Origin of the sequence: Bacillus sp. FMQ74 (assembly GCF_001875785.1) — a bacterium.
In the GTDB taxonomy this organism is placed as follows: Bacteria; Bacillota; Bacilli; order Bacillales; family Bacillaceae; genus Bacillus; species Bacillus stercoris.
The window spans coordinates 128,726-147,019 of sequence record NZ_MOEO01000004.1 but is presented as its reverse complement, the minus strand read 5'-3'; the positions used below and the strand labels follow the sequence as shown (position 1 = coordinate 147,019).

General features: G+C 44.7%; 21 protein-coding genes. 17 read left to right on the top strand and 4 right to left on the bottom strand.

Features of this window, described 5'->3' with window-relative positions:
* The first annotated feature begins 158 nt into the window (after positions 1 to 158).
* Complete coding sequence (gene pyrG / locus BLL41_RS09725) at positions 159 to 1,766, top strand: glutamine hydrolyzing CTP synthase (RefSeq protein WP_071577679.1); 1,608 nt, start codon at positions 159 to 161, stop codon at positions 1,764 to 1,766.
* 82 nt (positions 1,767 to 1,848) lie between these two features.
* On the opposite strand, the gene BLL41_RS09720 is transcribed toward pyrG, so the two are convergent.
* Complete coding sequence (locus BLL41_RS09720; protein ID WP_071577678.1) at positions 1,849 to 2,370, bottom strand: DUF2529 domain-containing protein; 522 nt, start codon at positions 2,368 to 2,370, stop codon at positions 1,849 to 1,851.
* 165 nt (positions 2,371 to 2,535) lie between these two features.
* On the opposite strand from BLL41_RS09720, the gene spo0F reads away from it, so the two are divergent.
* The 11 genes from spo0F (at position 2,536) to BLL41_RS09665 (ending at position 13,082) form a co-directional block, all read left to right on the top strand.
* Positions 2,536 to 2,910, top strand: a complete 375-nt coding sequence (gene spo0F, locus BLL41_RS09715) for a sporulation initiation phosphotransferase Spo0F (RefSeq protein ID WP_003227621.1) — start codon at positions 2,536 to 2,538, stop codon at positions 2,908 to 2,910.
* A 180-nt stretch (positions 2,911 to 3,090) separates the two neighbouring features.
* A complete protein-coding gene (locus BLL41_RS09710; RefSeq protein ID WP_071577677.1) occupies positions 3,091 to 3,948 on the top strand; it encodes a class II fructose-bisphosphate aldolase in 858 nt (285 codons plus the stop codon).
* Positions 3,949 to 4,068: 120 nt separating this feature from the next.
* Positions 4,069 to 4,707 carry a fructose-6-phosphate aldolase gene (gene fsa / locus BLL41_RS09705; RefSeq protein ID WP_071577676.1) on the top strand — a complete coding sequence of 213 codons (639 nt, stop codon included), beginning with the start codon at positions 4,069 to 4,071 and terminating at the stop codon, positions 4,705 to 4,707.
* Positions 4,708 to 5,085: 378 nt separating this feature from the next.
* Positions 5,086 to 6,375 carry a UDP-N-acetylglucosamine 1-carboxyvinyltransferase gene (locus tag BLL41_RS09700; RefSeq protein WP_014665738.1) on the top strand — a complete coding sequence of 430 codons (1,290 nt, stop codon included), beginning with the start codon at positions 5,086 to 5,088 and terminating at the stop codon, positions 6,373 to 6,375.
* A 30-nt stretch (positions 6,376 to 6,405) separates the two neighbouring features.
* Complete coding sequence (gene glpX, locus BLL41_RS09695; RefSeq protein WP_071577675.1) at positions 6,406 to 7,371, top strand: class II fructose-bisphosphatase; 966 nt, start codon at positions 6,406 to 6,408, stop codon at positions 7,369 to 7,371.
* A gap of 213 nt (positions 7,372 to 7,584) precedes the next feature.
* The gene (locus tag BLL41_RS22585) at positions 7,585 to 7,746 is read left to right on the top strand and encodes a hypothetical protein (RefSeq protein ID WP_003227632.1); all 162 of its coding nucleotides are present in this window, start codon (positions 7,585 to 7,587) and stop codon (positions 7,744 to 7,746) included.
* A gap of 30 nt (positions 7,747 to 7,776) precedes the next feature.
* Positions 7,777 to 9,060, top strand: coding sequence for a transcription termination factor Rho (gene rho / locus BLL41_RS09685; protein ID WP_003221939.1), 1,284 nt, complete (start codon positions 7,777 to 7,779; stop codon positions 9,058 to 9,060).
* A 118-nt stretch (positions 9,061 to 9,178) separates the two neighbouring features.
* A complete protein-coding gene (gene rpmE, locus BLL41_RS09680; protein WP_003151132.1) occupies positions 9,179 to 9,379 on the top strand; it encodes a 50S ribosomal protein L31 in 201 nt (66 codons plus the stop codon).
* Positions 9,380 to 9,467: 88 nt separating this feature from the next.
* The gene (locus tag BLL41_RS09675) at positions 9,468 to 10,055 is read left to right on the top strand and encodes a thymidine kinase (protein ID WP_014478269.1); all 588 of its coding nucleotides are present in this window, start codon (positions 9,468 to 9,470) and stop codon (positions 10,053 to 10,055) included.
* 289 nt (positions 10,056 to 10,344) lie between these two features.
* Positions 10,345 to 12,042: an oxaloacetate-decarboxylating malate dehydrogenase gene (malS, locus tag BLL41_RS09670; RefSeq protein WP_071577674.1), complete on the top strand. Its 1,698-nt coding sequence runs from the start codon at positions 10,345 to 10,347 to the stop codon at positions 12,040 to 12,042.
* An 80-nt stretch (positions 12,043 to 12,122) separates the two neighbouring features.
* Positions 12,123 to 13,082, top strand: coding sequence for an AEC family transporter (locus BLL41_RS09665; RefSeq protein WP_071577673.1), 960 nt, complete (start codon positions 12,123 to 12,125; stop codon positions 13,080 to 13,082).
* A 35-nt stretch (positions 13,083 to 13,117) separates the two neighbouring features.
* On the opposite strand, the gene racA is transcribed toward BLL41_RS09665, so the two are convergent.
* Positions 13,118 to 13,672, bottom strand: coding sequence for a chromosome-anchoring protein RacA (racA, locus tag BLL41_RS09660; protein ID WP_071577672.1), 555 nt, complete (start codon positions 13,670 to 13,672; stop codon positions 13,118 to 13,120).
* A gap of 121 nt (positions 13,673 to 13,793) precedes the next feature.
* On the bottom strand, positions 13,794 to 14,180 hold the full coding sequence (gloA2, locus tag BLL41_RS09655) for an SMU1112c/YaeR family gloxylase I-like metalloprotein (protein WP_083427979.1): 387 nt from the start codon (positions 14,178 to 14,180) through the stop codon (positions 13,794 to 13,796).
* A 125-nt stretch (positions 14,181 to 14,305) separates the two neighbouring features.
* Between gloA2 and prfA the strand changes: the two genes are divergently transcribed.
* The 3 genes from prfA to BLL41_RS09640 are packed head-to-tail and all read left to right on the top strand — an operon-like array spanning position 14,306 to position 16,591.
* Entirely contained in the window at positions 14,306 to 15,376 is a 1,071-nt protein-coding gene (prfA, locus tag BLL41_RS09650; RefSeq protein WP_003227645.1) for a peptide chain release factor 1, read from the top strand.
* Position 15,377: 1 nt separating this feature from the next.
* The gene (prmC, locus tag BLL41_RS09645; RefSeq protein ID WP_071577670.1) at positions 15,378 to 16,244 is read left to right on the top strand and encodes a peptide chain release factor N(5)-glutamine methyltransferase; all 867 of its coding nucleotides are present in this window, start codon (positions 15,378 to 15,380) and stop codon (positions 16,242 to 16,244) included.
* A gap of 59 nt (positions 16,245 to 16,303) precedes the next feature.
* Positions 16,304 to 16,591: a DUF5316 family protein gene (locus BLL41_RS09640; protein WP_071577669.1), complete on the top strand. Its 288-nt coding sequence runs from the start codon at positions 16,304 to 16,306 to the stop codon at positions 16,589 to 16,591.
* A 16-nt stretch (positions 16,592 to 16,607) separates the two neighbouring features.
* Here the strand turns inward: BLL41_RS09640 and BLL41_RS09635 are convergent, their stop codons facing one another.
* Complete coding sequence (locus tag BLL41_RS09635; RefSeq protein ID WP_071577668.1) at positions 16,608 to 16,970, bottom strand: UPF0715 family protein; 363 nt, start codon at positions 16,968 to 16,970, stop codon at positions 16,608 to 16,610.
* Between the two features lie 140 nt (positions 16,971 to 17,110).
* Here BLL41_RS09635 and spoIIR point away from each other — a divergent pair, with 140 nt between their 5' ends.
* Together spoIIR and BLL41_RS09625 are read left to right on the top strand one after the other, a co-directional pair.
* On the top strand, positions 17,111 to 17,776 hold the full coding sequence (gene spoIIR / locus BLL41_RS09630; RefSeq protein ID WP_071577667.1) for a stage II sporulation protein R: 666 nt from the start codon (positions 17,111 to 17,113) through the stop codon (positions 17,774 to 17,776).
* A gap of 66 nt (positions 17,777 to 17,842) precedes the next feature.
* Entirely contained in the window at positions 17,843 to 18,286 is a 444-nt protein-coding gene (locus tag BLL41_RS09625) for a GNAT family N-acetyltransferase (protein ID WP_071577666.1), read from the top strand.
* The last annotated feature ends 8 nt before the right edge of the window (positions 18,287 to 18,294 follow it).

Genomic DNA, 18,294 nt, shown 5'->3' with positions numbered 1-18,294 from the left:
AGAACATAGTACGTTATGCTCCCTTTCAAGAAATTGAAAGGGAGCTTTCTTATTTTCACCCCTCATTTTTCTTATAAATCATTTAAAAGGCTAAATGATTTTTTATAAAATAGTACATTTTAAAAATGTAGCTAAGAGCGAAGAGAGGAGCAAACGAAATGACGAAATATATTTTTGTAACCGGGGGAGTTGTATCCTCACTTGGAAAGGGTATTGTAGCAGCTTCATTAGGACGTTTGCTGAAAAACCGCGGACTGAACGTGACGATTCAAAAATTCGATCCATACATCAACGTTGACCCGGGAACAATGAGCCCGTACCAGCACGGTGAAGTATTCGTAACGGATGACGGCGCTGAAACAGACTTGGACCTTGGTCACTATGAGCGTTTTATCGACATTAACCTGAATAAATTCAGCAACGTGACAACAGGTAAAATCTATTCAACAGTTCTTAAAAAAGAACGCCGCGGAGATTACCTTGGCGGAACCGTACAGGTCATCCCGCACATCACAAACGAATTGAAAGACCGTGTTTACCGCGCAGGGAAAGAGACAAACGCAGATGTCGTTATTACAGAAATCGGCGGTACTGTCGGAGACATTGAATCACTGCCATTCCTTGAAGCAATCCGCCAAATGAAGAGCGACATCGGCCGTGAAAATGTAATGTACATCCACTGTACGCTTGTACCTTACATTAAAGCTGCTGGGGAATTAAAAACAAAACCGACACAGCACAGCGTAAAAGAATTGCGCAGCTTGGGCATTCAGCCAAACATCATCGTCGTTCGTACAGAAATGCCGATTTCTCAAGATATGAAAGATAAAATCGCGCTATTCTGCGACATCGATACAAAAGCGGTTATTGAATGTGAAGATGCGGACAACCTCTACTCCATTCCGCTTGAGCTTCAAAAACAAGGGCTTGATAAGCTTGTTTGCGAGCACATGAAATTGGCATGCAAAGAAGCGGAAATGTCCGAGTGGAAAGAGCTTGTTAACAAAGTCAGCAACCTGTCTCAAACGATTACAATCGGCCTTGTCGGCAAATATGTTGAGCTTCCTGACGCATACATTTCTGTTGTCGAGTCCCTCCGTCATGCGGGCTATGCGTTTGACACAGATGTAAAAGTGAAATGGATCAACGCGGAAGAAGTGACAGAAAACAATATCGCAGAACTCACAAGCGGAACAGACGGCATTATTGTGCCGGGCGGATTTGGAGACCGCGGTGTTGAAGGCAAAATCGTTGCAACAAAATACGCGCGTGAAAACAAGATTCCGTTCTTGGGCATTTGCTTGGGCATGCAGGTGGCGTCTATTGAATACGCACGAAACGTATTGGGCTTAAAAGGCGCTCACTCAGCGGAAATTGATCCGTCAACTCAATACCCGATCATTGACCTTCTTCCTGAACAGAAGGATGTTGAGGATCTAGGAGGAACGCTTCGTCTCGGCCTTTACCCTTGTAAGCTTGAAGAAGGCACGAAAGCCTTTGAAGTGTATCAGGATGAAGTGGTGTACGAGCGCCACCGCCATCGCTATGAGTTTAACAATGAATTCAGACAGCAAATGGAAGAGCAAGGCTTCGTATTCTCAGGCACAAGCCCTGACGGCCGCCTTGTTGAAATCATCGAGCTGAAAGACCACCCTTGGTTCGTGGCTTCTCAGTTCCACCCAGAGTTCAAGTCAAGACCGACAAGACCTCAGCCTCTATTCAAAGGCTTTATCGGAGCGTCTGTCGAAGCTGCAAATCAGAAGTAACAAAAAAAGACTTGCCGTTTGTCAAAAGCGGGCAAGTCTTTTTTATTTGTTTCCGGCAAGATCCAGCATGTACAATAAGATATTATGCATATTCTTGCAGAATTTCTTTTAGTGTAAACGATAAAGCGTGATAGACATACAGTGCTGTCATTAAAGAGGGAAATCCATAACGGGTGCCGTCTTCATCGGGAACAAGCGGCATTTTTAATTTAGAATCAATATGCACATCACAATACTGTTCTATTCCTGCGCTATCTTTGGCTGAGGGCGATACGCATACGATTCCCGCGCCTTTTTCATACAGCTCTTTTGCGAGCGCCTGTTCTTCGGTTGTTCCCGTCCCTGAGCAAAACATCAGCACCCTGTCGCTTTCTGTCACTTCCTCAGCGCTTTCTGGAAAGGCTTTGACAGATGGAAAGGGTTCTTTGCTTTCAGTGGCCTCAAAAAAGACGCCCTGAAGCTCGTTCGCTCCGTATAAATAAATGGAATGCCCGCTGATCACCGCTTGAGCAAGCAGCCGCGCCCCATCTTCAATCGCGTCAGATTCCTTATCCTGAATGCGGGAAAAAATACCTGTTAACTGCGTCGTGAATATTTTCAACATAAGTGAATCCTCCTTTATAACGTACAATATCAGTATACAACAAAAGAGAAAATGCTCAGAAAATGTCGTAAAGTAGACTATTATAATTAAAGGAAATAGGAAAATCAAACAGAATACATACACTACTGCTTACTTTTGACGAAAATCATAATATTGGGGTGTAAAATGATGAATGAAAAAATTTTAATCGTTGATGATCAATACGGCATTCGTATTTTGCTTAATGAAGTGTTCAATAAAGAAGGCTACCAGACGTTTCAGGCTGCGAACGGCCTGCAGGCGCTTGACATTGTGACAAAAGAACGGCCTGACCTTGTGCTTTTAGACATGAAAATTCCCGGCATGGACGGAATCGAAATCCTAAAACGGATGAAGGTCATTGACGAAAACATCCGGGTCATTATCATGACGGCATACGGAGAGCTCGACATGATCCAGGAATCAAAGGAATTGGGCGCTCTGACGCACTTTGCAAAGCCGTTTGACATCGACGAAATCAGAGACGCCGTCAAAAAATATCTGCCCCTGAAGTCTAACTGACAAAAAGAAGAAACAAATGAATGATGTCATTGTGTTGCCGATTTGTCGAAAAGTTGGTATCCTAGTTATGGAGAAAAAGCGATCTGAGTATTTACATATGACAGCAATATATGGGTCATGCTAGGGTGGAAAGCTTTTTTCGCTAGAAGACAATCAGGCTACATAAGGAGGACATTCGACATGCCTTTAGTTTCTATGACGGAAATGTTGAATACAGCTAAAGAAAAAGGGTACGCTGTAGGACAATTTAACTTAAACAACCTTGAGTTTACTCAAGCGATTTTACAAGCAGCTGAAGAAGAAAAATCTCCAGTGATCCTTGGTGTTTCCGAAGGTGCGGGACGCTACATGGGCGGCTTCAAAACAGTCGTTGCTATGGTAAAAGCACTTATGGAAGAGTACAAAGTGACAGTTCCTGTTGCGATTCACTTAGACCACGGTTCAAGCTTTGAATCTTGTGCGAAAGCGATTCATGCAGGTTTCACATCTGTAATGATCGACGCTTCTCACCATCCATTTGAAGAAAACGTTGAAACAACTTCTAAAGTTGTTGAGCTTGCTCATTTCCACGGAGTATCTGTAGAAGCTGAGCTTGGAACAGTCGGCGGACAAGAAGATGACGTTATCGCTGAAGGCGTAATCTACGCTGACCCTAAAGAGTGCCAAGAGCTTGTTGAGCGCACTGGCATCGACTGCCTTGCACCTGCATTAGGTTCTGTTCACGGTCCTTACAAAGGCGAACCAAACCTTGGTTTCAAAGAAATGGAAGAGATCGGCAAAACAACTGGCCTTCCATTAGTTCTTCACGGCGGTACTGGAATTCCGACTGCTGACATCAAAAAAGCAATTTCACTTGGTACAGCTAAAATCAACGTGAATACTGAAAACCAAATTTCTTCTGCAAAAGCTGTTCGCGAAACATTGGCAGCTAAGCCTGACGAGTACGATCCACGTAAATACCTTGGACCAGCTCGTGAAGCAATCAAAGAAACAGTTATCGGTAAAATGCGTGAATTTGGTTCTTCAAACCAAGCTTAATTCAATTGGAACTTTTTATAGCCGCCTGACAGCTTGACAGGCGGTTTTCCGTCTATCTATAGAAAGCGCAATCATATTTCACAGTTCAGAAAATTTCTTAATTAGGGAGGCTTTTTGAAAATGTTATTCTTTGTTGATACAGCCAATATCGATGAAATTAAAGAAGCGAATGAATTAGGAATTCTCGCAGGTGTAACGACGAACCCTAGTTTAGTAGCGAAGGAAGCTAACGTATCATTCCACGACCGTCTTCGCGAGATCACAGACGTCGTGAAAGGGTCTGTAAGCGCAGAGGTTATTTCTTTGAAAGCTGAGGAAATGATCGAGGAAGGAAAAGAACTGGCGAAAATCGCTCCGAACATTACGGTCAAAATTCCAATGACGTCTGACGGTTTAAAAGCCGTAAGAGCACTTACTGACTTAGGCATCAAAACAAACGTTACATTGATCTTCAATGCCAACCAGGCGCTTCTTGCTGCCAGAGCGGGGGCAACGTATGTATCTCCATTCCTGGGACGTTTAGATGACATCGGCCACAACGGGCTTGACCTGATTTCAGATGTTAAACAGATTTTTGACATTCACGGACTTGACACGCAAATCATTGCAGCGTCTATCCGCCATCCGCAGCACGTGACAGAAGCCGCTTTAAGAGGGGCTCACATCGGCACAATGCCGCTGAAAGTCATTCATGCGCTCACTAAACACCCGTTAACAGACAAAGGAATCGAACAATTCCTGGCAGACTGGAACAAATAATGAAAGGGGCGGCAAACAGCTTTATGCCTGTTTGCCGCGGCCTTTATTTTTCACCGACCTGATACAGCGGACCTTCAGATGCTGACGCCGCTTTACAGAGAAGGAATCATTGGGCTGCAGAAGCTGATATCGGAATGAAGGGTTTGCGTACTGCTTTTGCCGGATGAAGACGATGTCTCTTGAGCCGGCGGGTCTCTGTGCAACTTTTGAAACCTGTGCCCCGCAAAGCTTCGCTATTTTCTTCCTGATATTTTACAATGTGTTGTATTCTTTCTCTTCGAATTGGCTAGATTTTGGACATGAGCTTTATTTGCAGAGACAGAATAAAATGACATTTTATTTAGCTCCGCAGCTATCTTCTTATGGAAGGAGACTATCATGGAAAAGTTGAATATTGCCGGCGGTGACTCGTTAAACGGTACAGTACATATCAGTGGCGCTAAAAACAGCGCTGTTGCGTTAATACCTGCAACCATTTTGGCAAATTCCGAGGTGACAATTGAAGGGCTTCCAGAGATTTCAGATATTGAAACGCTGCGTGACCTGTTGAAGGAAATCGGCGGCAACGTGCATTTTGAGAATGGGGAAATGGTTGTTGACCCTACGTCGATGATCAGCATGCCGCTTCCTAACGGGAAAGTAAAAAAGCTTCGCGCGTCGTATTATTTAATGGGGGCGATGCTGGGCCGCTTCAAGCAGGCAGTCATTGGATTGCCTGGCGGCTGTCACTTAGGGCCCCGCCCGATTGATCAGCATATCAAAGGCTTTGAGGCGCTCGGAGCTGAAGTAACCAATGAACAAGGCGCCATTTATTTGCGAGCTGAAAGGCTGAGAGGCGCACGGATTTATTTAGATGTCGTAAGCGTAGGAGCAACGATTAACATTATGCTCGCCGCTGTTTTGGCAGAAGGGAAAACGATCATCGAAAACGCTGCCAAAGAGCCTGAGATCATTGACGTCGCGACATTGCTTACCAGCATGGGCGCCAAAATCAAAGGTGCGGGCACCAATGTGATCCGAATCGACGGCGTTCAGGAACTGCACGGCTGCAAGCATACGATTATACCGGACAGAATTGAGGCCGGGACATTTATGATTGCGGGTGCTGCAATGGGCAAGGAAGTCATTATCGATAACGTCATTCCCACTCATCTTGAGTCGTTAACGGCAAAGCTGAGAGAAATGGGCTATCATATCGAAACAAGCGACGACCAGCTTCTTATTGTCGGCGGGCAGAAGAACTTAAAGCCGGTTGACGTCAAAACCCTCGTATATCCAGGGTTTCCGACTGATTTACAGCAGCCGATGACGGCGCTTCTGACAAGGGCAAAAGGGACAAGCGTCGTTACAGACACCATCTACTCGGCAAGATTCAAGCACATTGATGAGCTGAGACGGATGGGTGCCAATATGAAAGTGGAAGGCAGATCCGCCATCATCACAGGTCCTGTCGAGCTTCAAGGCGCAAAAGTGAAGGCGAGCGATCTTCGTGCCGGAGCCTGCTTGGTGGTAGCCGGACTGATGGCTGACGGCGTTACGGAAATTACGGGACTGGAGCATATTGACCGCGGCTACAGCAGCCTTGAGAAGAAGCTTGAGGGGCTTGGAGCGACAATTTGGCGTGAAAGAATGACAGACGAAGAAATAGAACAGCTTCAAAATTCATAATGGTTTCTTGTGAGAGGAGATCGTGTTGAAATGGAAAGAAGTTTATCAATGGAATTGGTACGTGTAACCGAAGCTGCCGCATTAGCATCTGCGAGATGGATGGGCCGGGGAAAAAAGGACGAGGCTGATGAAGCGGCAACAAGTGCAATGAGAGACGTTTTTGATACAGTGCCGATGAAAGGGACCGTTGTAATCGGTGAGGGAGAAATGGACGAAGCGCCAATGCTGTATATCGGGGAAAAACTCGGAAATGGGTACGGCCCGCGCGTTGATGTCGCAGTTGACCCTCTTGAAGGCACAAACATCTTAGCAAGCGGCGGCTGGAACGCGCTGACGGTTATCGCGGTCGCAGACCATGGCACGCTTTTGAATGCCCCTGACATGTATATGCAAAAAATTGCAGTCGGTCCGGAGGCGGTGGGCTGCATTGACATCGAAGCACCTGTCATTGACAACCTTAAAGCGGTGGCAAAAGCGAAAAACAAGGACGTTGAGGACGTCGTTGCCACCATTTTAAACCGTGAAAGACACGCAAAAATCATTTCCGAGCTTCGTGAGGCCGGCGCCAGAATCAAATTGATCAATGACGGCGATGTCGCAGGCGCCATCAACACGGCTTTCGACCACACGGGCGTTGACATCCTGTTCGGATCAGGCGGCGCTCCTGAGGGTGTGCTATCCGCTGTCGCGTTAAAAGCGCTCGGCGGAGAAATTATTGGTAAACTTCTTCCGCAAAACGAAGAAGAAATCACACGCTGTCACAAAATGGGCCTTGATTTAAGCAAAGTCCTTCGCATGGAAGACCTTGTGAAGGGTGATGACGCGATTTTTGCAGCTACAGGGGTTACTGACGGCGAGCTGTTAAAAGGAGTTCAATTTAAAGGCTCTGTCGGTACAACTGAAAGCTTAGTTATCCGTGCAAAATCAGGCACTGTCCGTTTCGTTGACGGCAGACACAGCTTGAAAAAGAAACCAAATCTTGTAATCCGTCCATAATAAACAGAAAAAGCGGGTGTAAGCCCGCTTTTCTTTTGCAGAAAAGCGTCAACTCTATCAATTCCGTGTCAAAACCTTGTTTCAGTTGAATAATTTTTTGAAATAAGGTAAAAATAAAGAGTGCTGCGAATTTTACTGCGTAATACCTTCTTTTAAGCACTAGGAAAGTTTCAATTTCTACCGCATACAGACGATATAAGTATTGATCTTCTCATGTTTTTGTCCTCGCTTCCTTCAAAACTCATTAAGACAATCCTTTTAACAAAAGCGCCGATCATGGGTGGAAGTGTTACCGATAGAAGTTCCTTTATGTTAAAAAAAGAATGTGCTTTGGCGGATGTTGTGCAAAAGCAGCAGATGACATGTTCAGAGTAAGATATTGACTATGAAAAGCGTGGTGTTTTTATGAAAGACGTATCTATTTCCTCTTTGGAAAATATGAAATTGAAAGAGCTTTATGAACTTGCAAGACATTATAAAATCTCCTATTACAGTAAACTGACAAAAAAAGAACTCATTTTCGCCATTCTGAAAGCGAATGCAGAACAGGAAGATCTGCTGTTTATGGAAGGCGTTCTTGAGATCATCCAGTCTGAAGGTTTCGGCTTCCTGAGACCGATCAACTACTCTCCAAGCTCAGAAGATATTTACATCTCAGCTTCACAAATCCGCCGTTTCGATTTGCGGAACGGAGACAAAGTATCCGGCAAAGTTCGCCCGCCAAAAGAAAATGAGCGTTATTATGGACTTTTGCACGTTGAAGCAGTGAACGGGGATGATCCCGAATCAGCAAAAGAGCGTGTGCATTTCCCTGCTCTTACGCCACTTTATCCAGATCGCCAAATGGTGCTTGAAACAAAGCCGAACTTCTTGTCTACAAGAATTATGGACATGATGGCGCCGGTCGGATTTGGACAGCGTGGATTGATTGTTGCGCCGCCGAAAGCCGGAAAAACGATGCTGCTGAAGGAAATTGCCAACAGCATTACAGCGAACCAGCCTGAAGCAGAGCTGATCGTGCTTTTAATTGACGAAAGACCTGAGGAAGTAACCGATATCGAGCGTTCTGTAGCTGGGGATGTCGTCAGCTCAACGTTTGATGAAGTGCCGGAAAACCATATCAAAGTGGCCGAGCTTGTGCTTGAACGCGCGATGCGTCTCGTGGAACACAAAAAAGACGTCATTATCCTGATGGATAGTATCACTCGGCTTGCCCGCGCCTACAACTTAGTGATTCCGCCGAGCGGAAGAACGCTCTCCGGGGGGATTGACCCAGCTGCGTTCCACCGCCCGAAACGCTTTTTCGGGGCTGCGAGAAATATCGAAGAGGGCGGCAGCTTAACCATCCTTGCTACGGCTCTGGTCGATACAGGTTCACGTATGGATGATGTCATTTATGAAGAATTCAAGGGAACGGGAAACATGGAGCTTCACCTTGACCGCTCTCTGGCCGAGCGCCGCATCTTCCCTGCCATCGATATCCGCCGTTCAGGAACGCGCAAAGAAGAGCTGCTTGTGCCTAAAGAGCATCTTGATCGTCTATGGTCGATCCGCAAAACGATGTCTGATTCACCTGATTTCGCAGAAAAGTTCATGAGAAAAATGAAAAAAACCAAAACAAACCAGGAATTTTTCGATATTCTCAATCAAGAATGGAAACAAGCAAATCTATCATCTGCAAGAAGGTAAATTGTATTTGCAAAAGGAGTAAATCACTGATATAATTTTCTCATATGCGTTTCGGACAACGCTCCGAAATAATAACTCTGTTTCCACACGGGATTCAGGGCGGAAGGAGATGGATACAATGAAAGCAGGAATTCATCCTAATTTCAAAAAAGCAACAGTTAAATGCGCTTGCGGAAATGAATTTGAAACAGGCTCAGTAAAAGAAGAGGTACGCGTTGAGATTTGCTCTGAATGCCACCCATTCTACACTGGCCGTCAAAAATTCGCTTCTGCTGATGGTCGTGTTGATCGCTTTAACAAAAAATACGGTCTTAAGTAATAATAGATTTCTCAACAGGCAAGAAGCAATCTTGCCTGTTTTTTATATTGTCTAAAGCACAGCTGGCAGAGAGAGGGGAGCGAAGCCTATGTACATAATGAAACAAAGCGGGTGGCTTGAGCTGATTTGCGGCAGCATGTTCTCGGGGAAATCTGAAGAGCTGATCAGAAGAGTGAAGAGAGCGACTTACGCCAAGCAGGAAGTCAGGGTATTTAAGCCTGTGATTGATAATCGATACAGCGAAGCTGCTGTTGTCTCCCATAATGGAACATCAATGACGAGCTACGCCATTTCGTCTGCTGCTGACATTTGGGATCACATCAGTGAAAGTACAGATGTGATTGCGGTAGATGAAGTGCAGTTTTTTGATCAGGAAATTGTTGAGGTTTTATCATCTCTTGCCGATAAAGGCTACCGTGTGATAGCAGCGGGCCTCGATATGGATTTTAGGGGAGAGCCGTTCGGCGTCGTCCCGAATATCATGGCGATTGCAGAAAGTGTGACAAAGCTGCAAGCCGTTTGTTCTGTCTGCGGATCACCGGCGAGCAGAACACAGCGCCTCATTGACGGCAAACCAGCTTCTTACGATGATCCGGTCATTTTGGTAGGTGCATCTGAATCGTATGAAGCCAGATGCAGACATCATCACGAAGTCCCAGGAAAGTCTAAAAAATAGTCCAAAACATGGGTATAAAGATAGTAAGCACCGGCTGAAAAAACCGGTGTTTTTTTTATATTCTGATAATATTCAATTAAAAAATTTAATTAAGTATATTAAAAAATTAAGTAATTTTCTTCCCTTGAATTTTGATTTTGACAGGCATACAATAGCTTACGTAATGTAAATAGTTTTGAGACATTGTTCGAATAATTGTCACAAAGTCGCATAAAGATCATGATCGGTCATATTTTAGATGGGTTATTACTTAACTTGGTTAACTATTTCAAGAAAGAAGGAGATTTGCTTGAATAACATAAAAAAAACCAAAGAAGGCCACTTAGAAACAACTCTTAGAGGAAAAGAAGTTTTATCTATTCCTACTTTAAATAAAGGCGTTGCTTTTTCACTAGAAGAAAGACAAGAACTTGGCTTAGAAGGGCTTCTCCCGCCAACTGTACTTTCTCTTGATCAACAAGCACAACGCGCGTACGAGCAGTTCCAAGCGCAGCCTGACCGCCTTCGTCAAAATGTTTACTTAAGTGATCTTGCAAACCGCAATGAAGTTCTTTTCTATAAATTGCTGAAAAACCATCTTCGCGAAATGCTTCCTGTTGTGTACACACCAACAGTTGGTGAAGCGATTCAGGAGTACAGCCATGAATATAGAAGACCTCAAGGAATCTACTTGTCAATCGACAACATTGACGGTATTGAAAAAGCGTTTGAAAACCTTCACGCGACAGCAGGCGATATTGATCTTATCGTTGCTACTGACTCTGAAAGCATTCTCGGTATCGGTGACTGGGGTGTAGGCGGTATTAACATCGCAATCGGTAAATTAGCTGTTTACACTGCTGCAGCTGGTATTGACCCTAGCCGTGTTATCCCGGTTGTGCTTGATGTCGGTACGAACAACGAAAAGCTTCTAAACGATCCTTTATATATTGGTAACAAGCATGAACGTGTTCAAGGTGAACGCTATGAAGCTTTCATTGAGGCCTATGTAAAAGCTGCATTGAAATTCTTCCCTAAAGCGCTTCTTCACTGGGAAGACCTTGGCAACAAAAATGCACGCAACATCATGAAGAAATACAATCATGAAATCCTGACATTTAATGATGATATTCAAGGTACCGGCGCGATTACACTTGCTGGTGTGCTTGCCGCTATGAAGAAAACAGGCGCTTCTATTAAAGATCAGCGTGTTGTTATTTTCGGTGCTGGTTCTGCTGGTATCGGTATTGCTGACCAAATCCGTGACACAATGGTGCTTGCCGGATTGTCTGAAGAAGAAGCTAACAAACGTTTCTACACACTTGATTACAGAGGCTTGCTGACTGAAGACATCGAAGGCATCCTTGATTTCCAAAAACCTTACCTTCGCAATGCGGATGAAGTGAAAGACTGGAAGCGCGATGAAAAAGGTCAAATTCCATTCGATGAAGTGGTTCGCCAAGCGAAACCAACGATCTTGATTGGTACTTCAGGGGTTTCAGGTGCGTTCACAGAGGAAATTGTAAAAGAAATGGCATCTCACGTAGACCGTCCGGTTATCATGCCGATGTCTAACCCGACTCACCTTGCTGAAGCAGTTCCTGAAGATCTGTTCAAATGGACTGACGGAAAAGTGCTTATTGCAACAGGAAGCCCATTTGACAATGTAGAATACAACGGTGTTTCTTATGAAATCGGACAATCTAACAACGCATTCGCGTTCCCTGGTCTTGGACTTGGTTCAATTGTAGCTGAAGCGCGTATCATTACACCTGCTATGTTTGCTGCAACTGCTGATGCGATTGCTGAAATGGTTGATCTCGAAACACCTGGAGCAGGGCTGCTTCCAAGCATTGATAAGCTTCAAGAGGTTTCTATTCAAGTTGCGATTGCCGTTGCTGAAGCAGCAATTAAAGACGGCGTGGCAAATCGTCAGCCTGAAGATGTGAAACAAGCGGTACTTGATGCAATGTGGACACCGGAATACAAAAAAATCATCGCGAAATAATTAGCGAGTAAATTTTTCGTCCGAGGGAAAGCTTTTTGTAAAGCTAAAGTATACGGACATAGGATTTGGAGGAGAATATTTTGAGCATCTTAGATATCTTAATCCTCCTGGCGCCGATCTTCTTTGTTATCGTGCTGGGTTGGTTTGCAGGACATTTTGGAAGTTATGATGCCAAGTCGGCAAAAGGGGTAAGTACGTTAGTAACGAAATACGCACTTCCAGCTCACTTTATCGCTGGTATTTTGACAACTTCCAGAAGTGAATTTTTATCACAAGTTCCATTAATGATTTCCTTAATTCTTGGGATTGTTGGTTTCTATATCATCATTCTTTTGGTTTGCAGATTTATTTTCAAGTATGATTTAACGAACTCATCTGTATTTTCTTTGAACTCTGCACAACCGACATTCGCATTTATGGGTATTCCAGTATTGGGAAGCTTATTCGGAGCGAATGAAGTTGCGATTCCGATCGCGGTCACAGGTATCGTGGTAAACGCGATTCTTGATCCGCTCGCGATCATTATCGCTACTGTCGGTGAGACTTCTAAGAAAAACGAAGAGGGCGGCGACAGCTTCTGGAAGATGACAGGAAAATCAATCCTGCATGGTCTTTGTGAGCCGCTTGCAGCTGCTCCGTTAATCAGTATGATCTTAGTGTTGGTGTTCAACTTCACTCTTCCTGAGCTGGGTGTTAAAATGCTCGATCAGCTTGGAAGCACAACATCTGGTGTTGCTCTCTTTGCTGTCGGTGTTACCGTTGGTATTCGTAAAATTAAACTCAGTATGCCGGCTATCGGTATTGCGTTACTAAAAGTTGCGGTTCAGCCTGCGTTAATGTTCCTGATTGCTCTTGCAGTCGGACTTCCAGCTGACCAAATGACAAAAGCGATCCTTCTTGTTGCATTCCCTGGTTCTGCCGTTGCAGCCATGATTGCGACTCGTTTCGAGAAACAAGAAGAAGAAACTGCGACTGCGTTTGTGGTCAGTGCGATTCTGTCTTTGATTTCACTTCCAATCATTATCGCGCTTACTGCGTAACAACAAAAAGCTCCCTTTACGGGGAGCTTTTTGCTTTAGGTTTGAAATTTGAAAAGTGACAGCAACGGTTTTTTTCTTGTTTTGGTTTTTTCAGAAGCAGCAGCAGTCTCGGGGATCGGCTGAGCGGTGAATTCTTTCATTTGTGAGGCCATTGATTGCAGGTCTGCAAGAATATCATCGATTTCTCTGCGGTGCTGAAGCAGCTGGTAAGATACTCCTTCATCGGCTTTTTGTTTCAGCTGGCGTTCCAGCTCCGAAATCCTTGCTATCAGTTCGTTTTCGTCCTGCCTTTGCTGTAAAAGGGTGTCCAGCTTTTGCTCAAGCTGCTCGATTCTTCGTTCTGTGTCGCCATTTGTTTTTTGGACAAGGAAGCCTGTGCGCTTTTTAGCGCTTTTCGGCAGATGAATATCCTGAATCGCCGTGCCTTCAGAGATTTGTTTTTGTACAGATTTGAGAACCTTCACGTCTTCTGCCGTGAACGAATAATGTCCGAGCTCATTGCGTTCGGCCGGGAGATTCAGCTGCTTCACCCACCGCTGCACCGTTTTTGCGGAGACGCCGAGCTCACTTGCTACCATATTTGTATTCATGATCCCATACCTCCTTTTTAGCTAGGTATTCGACCATAGAGTGCGGTTCCCTTCCCGTTAGACAAAACAAGAAAAGATTCGGCAAAGAAAGTGGGTATCTCCTTTTTTTCTTCAAAAAATATTATTGTTCATACAGTTCTAATGGAAGCTGGTCAGGATCAAAAAAGAAGGTGAAACGCTTGCCGGTCAGCGGATCTGTTCTGATTGGCTCTGTTTCGATCCCTTTTTCATGAAGCGCCTGAACCGCCTCATCCAAGCTGCTGACTGTAAAGGCGAGGTGGCGCAGGCCTGCCGCTTCAGGCCGGGTTTGACGTTTGGGCGGATCGGGAAACGAGAACAGCTCAATGGCATACGAGCCGTTAAGCGACAAATCAAGCTTATAGGAGCCGCGCTCTTCGCGGTACGTTTCTTGAATCACCTGAAAACCAAGCTTATGTACGTAGAAAGCTTTCGATTTTTCGTAATCTGAACATATGATTGCAATATGATGTATGGATTTCAGCAACAATATCCCTCCTCGATTCCCAGTATAGCAGAGGAGGCTTTTAAAGCTGGGATTGAAATGCTTTTGACTGGGGTTAATCACTATACTATAATGAGAATGTTACGCACAGGAAAACAGAGGTGAAGACCGTGTTAGACCGTTTAAAATCAATCGAAGAACGATACGAAAAATTAAATGAGCTTTTAAGCGATCCAGAAGTAGTCAACGATCCGAAAAAGCTGAGAGAATATTCAAAAGAGCAATCTGATATACAAGAAACAGTTGACGTATATAGACAATACAGAGATGCGTCAGAACAGCTGGCTGATGCAAAAGCGATGCTTGAAGAGAAGCTGGACGCTGAGATGCGCGATATGGTGAAGGAAGAGATTTCTGAACTTCAGAAGGAAACGGAAACACTGTCAGAACGGCTGAAAGTGCTCTTGATCCCGAAAGATCCTAATGATGATAAAAACGTTATTATGGAGATCCGCGGAGCCGCGGGAGGAGAAGAAGCCGCTTTATTCGCTGGCAACCTGTACAGAATGTATTCCCGTTATGCCGAGCTTCAGGGCTGGAAGACAGAGGTCATGGAAGCGAATGTAACCGGAACAGGCGGCTACAAAGAGATCATCTTTATGATTACGGGAAGCGGCGCATATTCTAAACTCAAATATGAAAACGGCGCCCACCGCGTACAGCGTGTTCCGGAAACAGAATCAGGCGGACGCATCCATACATCCACTGCAACAGTAGCATGTCTTCCTGAGGCAGAAGAGGTAGAGGTTGACATCCATGAGAAGGATATTCGTGTCGATACGTTTGCTTCAAGCGGACCGGGCGGACAAAGCGTTAACACAACAATGTCTGCGGTTCGTCTGACTCACTTGCCGACAGGTGTTGTTGTATCATGCCAGGATGAAAAATCTCAAATTAAGAACAAAGAAAAAGCAATGAAGGTTCTCCGTGCCAGAATCTATGATAAATTTCAGCAGGAAGCCCAGGCTGAATATGATCAAACACGGAAATCAGCAGTCGGATCTGGTGACCGCTCTGAACGTATCCGCACATACAACTTCCCGCAAAACCGTGTGACGGATCACAGAATCGGTTTGACGATTCAAAAGCTTGATCAGATTCTTGAAGGAAAACTTGACGAAGTGGTTGAAGCGCTGATTGTTGAAGATCAGGCAAGCAAGCTTCAGCAGTCGGAAGGTTAAGATGAAGACGATATTCGAAGCCCTGAAATGGGCTTCTTCTTATTTAACCGAAGCGGGAAGAGAAGAAAATGCTGCCGAGCTGCTATTGCTTTATGATACTGGAATGGAGAGAAGCAAACTGCTCGCAAGCTTACAGGAACCGATTGGCGAAGACGAACTGTATCGCTTTACGCGTCACGTTGAGATGCATAAAGAGGGCGTGCCGGTTCAATACATTATCGGAAAAGAGTTTTTTTACGGGCGGGAATTTATGGTGAATGATGATGTGCTGATCCCGCGGCCGGAAACAGAAGAGGTTGTCCTTCACTTGCTTGAAAAATATCGTAATGTCTTTTCTGAAGATGACCGGCTCGAAGTCGTTGACGTTGGTACAGGGAGCGGCGCGATAGCCGTCACGCTTGCGCTTGAAAACCAAAACTTTTCTGTGTCAGCAGTCGATATTTCGAAAGAGGCGCTGCAAGTCGCCTCTGCCAATGCAGAAAAACTTGGAGCGAATGTGGGCTTTTACCAGGGCGATCTGCTTGAGCCTTTTATTAAGGCGGGAAAAAAAGCAGATATCATTGTCTCGAACCCGCCATATATTTCAGAGGAAGAAATGGCTGAGCTATCAGAAATTGTCCGTTTTCATGAGCCGCTGCACGCGCTCACTGACGGCGGAGACGGGCTGAAATTTTATAAGCGGTTTATGGAAGACATCCCGCTTGCCATGAAGGAGAAAGTATTTGTCGTTTTTGAAATCGGCTGGAAACAGGGGGCGGCGGTCAAAGACCTGATCCTCAAGGCGTTTAAGGAAGCGGAAGTGGAAGTGCTGAAAGATATTAATGGAAAAGACAGAACCATATGCGCTCTGATTCATAGAAATAAATAAGCAGCTTGCCGGCGAGTGAATGGATCAGGCTGTTGAACACCAGCAAAGGGGATGTAAACATGAAAAAGGCCCTGACAGCAGGAATCCTGCTCATCGCGATTGAGAGCATGATTGGCACCATTTTTCCGCAGGCTCCTTCATATGAAGCGATTTTTGGCGCTGCGTCTCTCGTTTTAGTTGGACTCGCGATCATCACATCGGGTTTGGCTGTAAGCGGAAGCGATCTGCGGGCAAACTACCATTCAGAAACCAAAGAAGGCCGTATATCCCGCATGAAAATGGCGGCCGCTTTCTTTGTTGCGGCGATACCTTCCATTCTATGTTATTTGCTGACGGTTTTGTTTTAATAAAAAAGGAAGCCTCTTAGGCTTCCTTTTTTTGCAGTAAAACAGAGTCCCATATCCAATAGACAAGAGCTGTTAATACAGCGAAAAGATAGAAGGCTGTATTTTGAAACAGAGATTGTCCCGAAGGCTGAAGCACGCCGAAAATGATCGCGTTGGCAGTAAAAGCAGCGGCAAGGTAATACAGCAGGTACAAAGGGCTGAACCGTTTCGGCTTTTTATTCATCATGATTTGAAGCGGCAGTGCGAAGATCAAATAAGGAAACAGAAAATAAAATGCCATTGTGATGAGAGCGGCAATAATAAATGAATGAATATAAATAACCGAATAAAGAACCGACATCGTGAATGCTGATAAGAGCACTGTATAATTGTATTTCATCTTAAACCTCCTAAAACACTATCGTACCATAAATAAGATTAACAGCTTGCTAGATTTTTTTCACCCTGCACGTTTACCCCAGGCTCTCCTTGTCCATAATAGGGCTAGAAATAAAGCACGGAGAGGAACGGTGGGGACCGATGAAAAAAACAGTAATCATTTGTATATATATCTTTCTTTTATTATCCGGAGCGCTCGTAGGGCTGGCGAAAGAAGAGACGGCACAGCAATCAGAAAATCAGCCGGTGGTCATACCGGATCAGGCGATTCGTTTGAGAATATTGGCAAACAGTGATAGTGATCAAGACCAGCAATTAAAACGTCATATAAGAGACGCGGTGAATAAAGAAATCACAACTTGGGTAAAGGATATTACTTCTATTGAAGAAGCGCGTCGTGTAATTCGTTCAAAGCTGCCTGAAATCAAAGCGATTGCAAAGGAAACGATGGAGAAAGAAGGAGCGAATCAGTCGATATCCGTTGATTTTGACAAAATCTCGTTTCCGACAAAGCTTTACGGCAACATGGTTTATCCAGCCGGTGAGTATGAAGCGATTTTGATCACGCTTGGAAACGGCGACGGCGCCAACTGGTGGTGTGTGCTGTTCCCGCCCCTCTGCTTTCTCGATTTTTCTAACGGGGAAGCCGTCAAAGAACAAGAAGATAAAGAAGCCTCAAAAAAGCAGACAGAAAAAGTCCTTGAGGACGTAACCGCTAAAGCAGAAAAAGCAAAAAAAGAAGAGAAGGAAGACGGCACGGAAGTGAAATTCTTCTTAGTCGAATGGATTTCCGACCTTTTTTCCTAATCATCTGGTCTAAAAATAGATTTGCCTCATAGATTTGAAGAAAGAACGCAAAAACGGGGTGAACGGATGTTTTATCAACTGCGGGTGGCAAGGGAAAAAGATGGAGATGTTCTTGAGGAATTTTTAAAACAGGCGAAAACCAGCTATGAAGGCGTGAAAGAAGGCTTCACTCAATTTCTTATGCTGGAGGACAATGAGAAAAACATTGCCGGCTGCCTCGGTATTGAAAAAATAAGCTGTGACCAAGGGCTGCTGCGGTCACTGGTCATATCGGACAAGCTTCATCAAGGCCATATTGTCACGCTTTTTCAAAGCATGGAGGTGCTATGCGAAAAGCATCAGATCAAAACCGTATATCTAGTAGCGAATCAGCATTCCTCTGCGGACTTTCTGACGGCCATGGGATTTGAAAGAGCTGAAAGTGTACCGGAAGAACTGTTTTCTTCTGATCATTTCTGTGAATCGCGGCAAACAGAAGGGGCCGTTTTGATGAAAAAAGCGTCTGGATAAATGAAGTT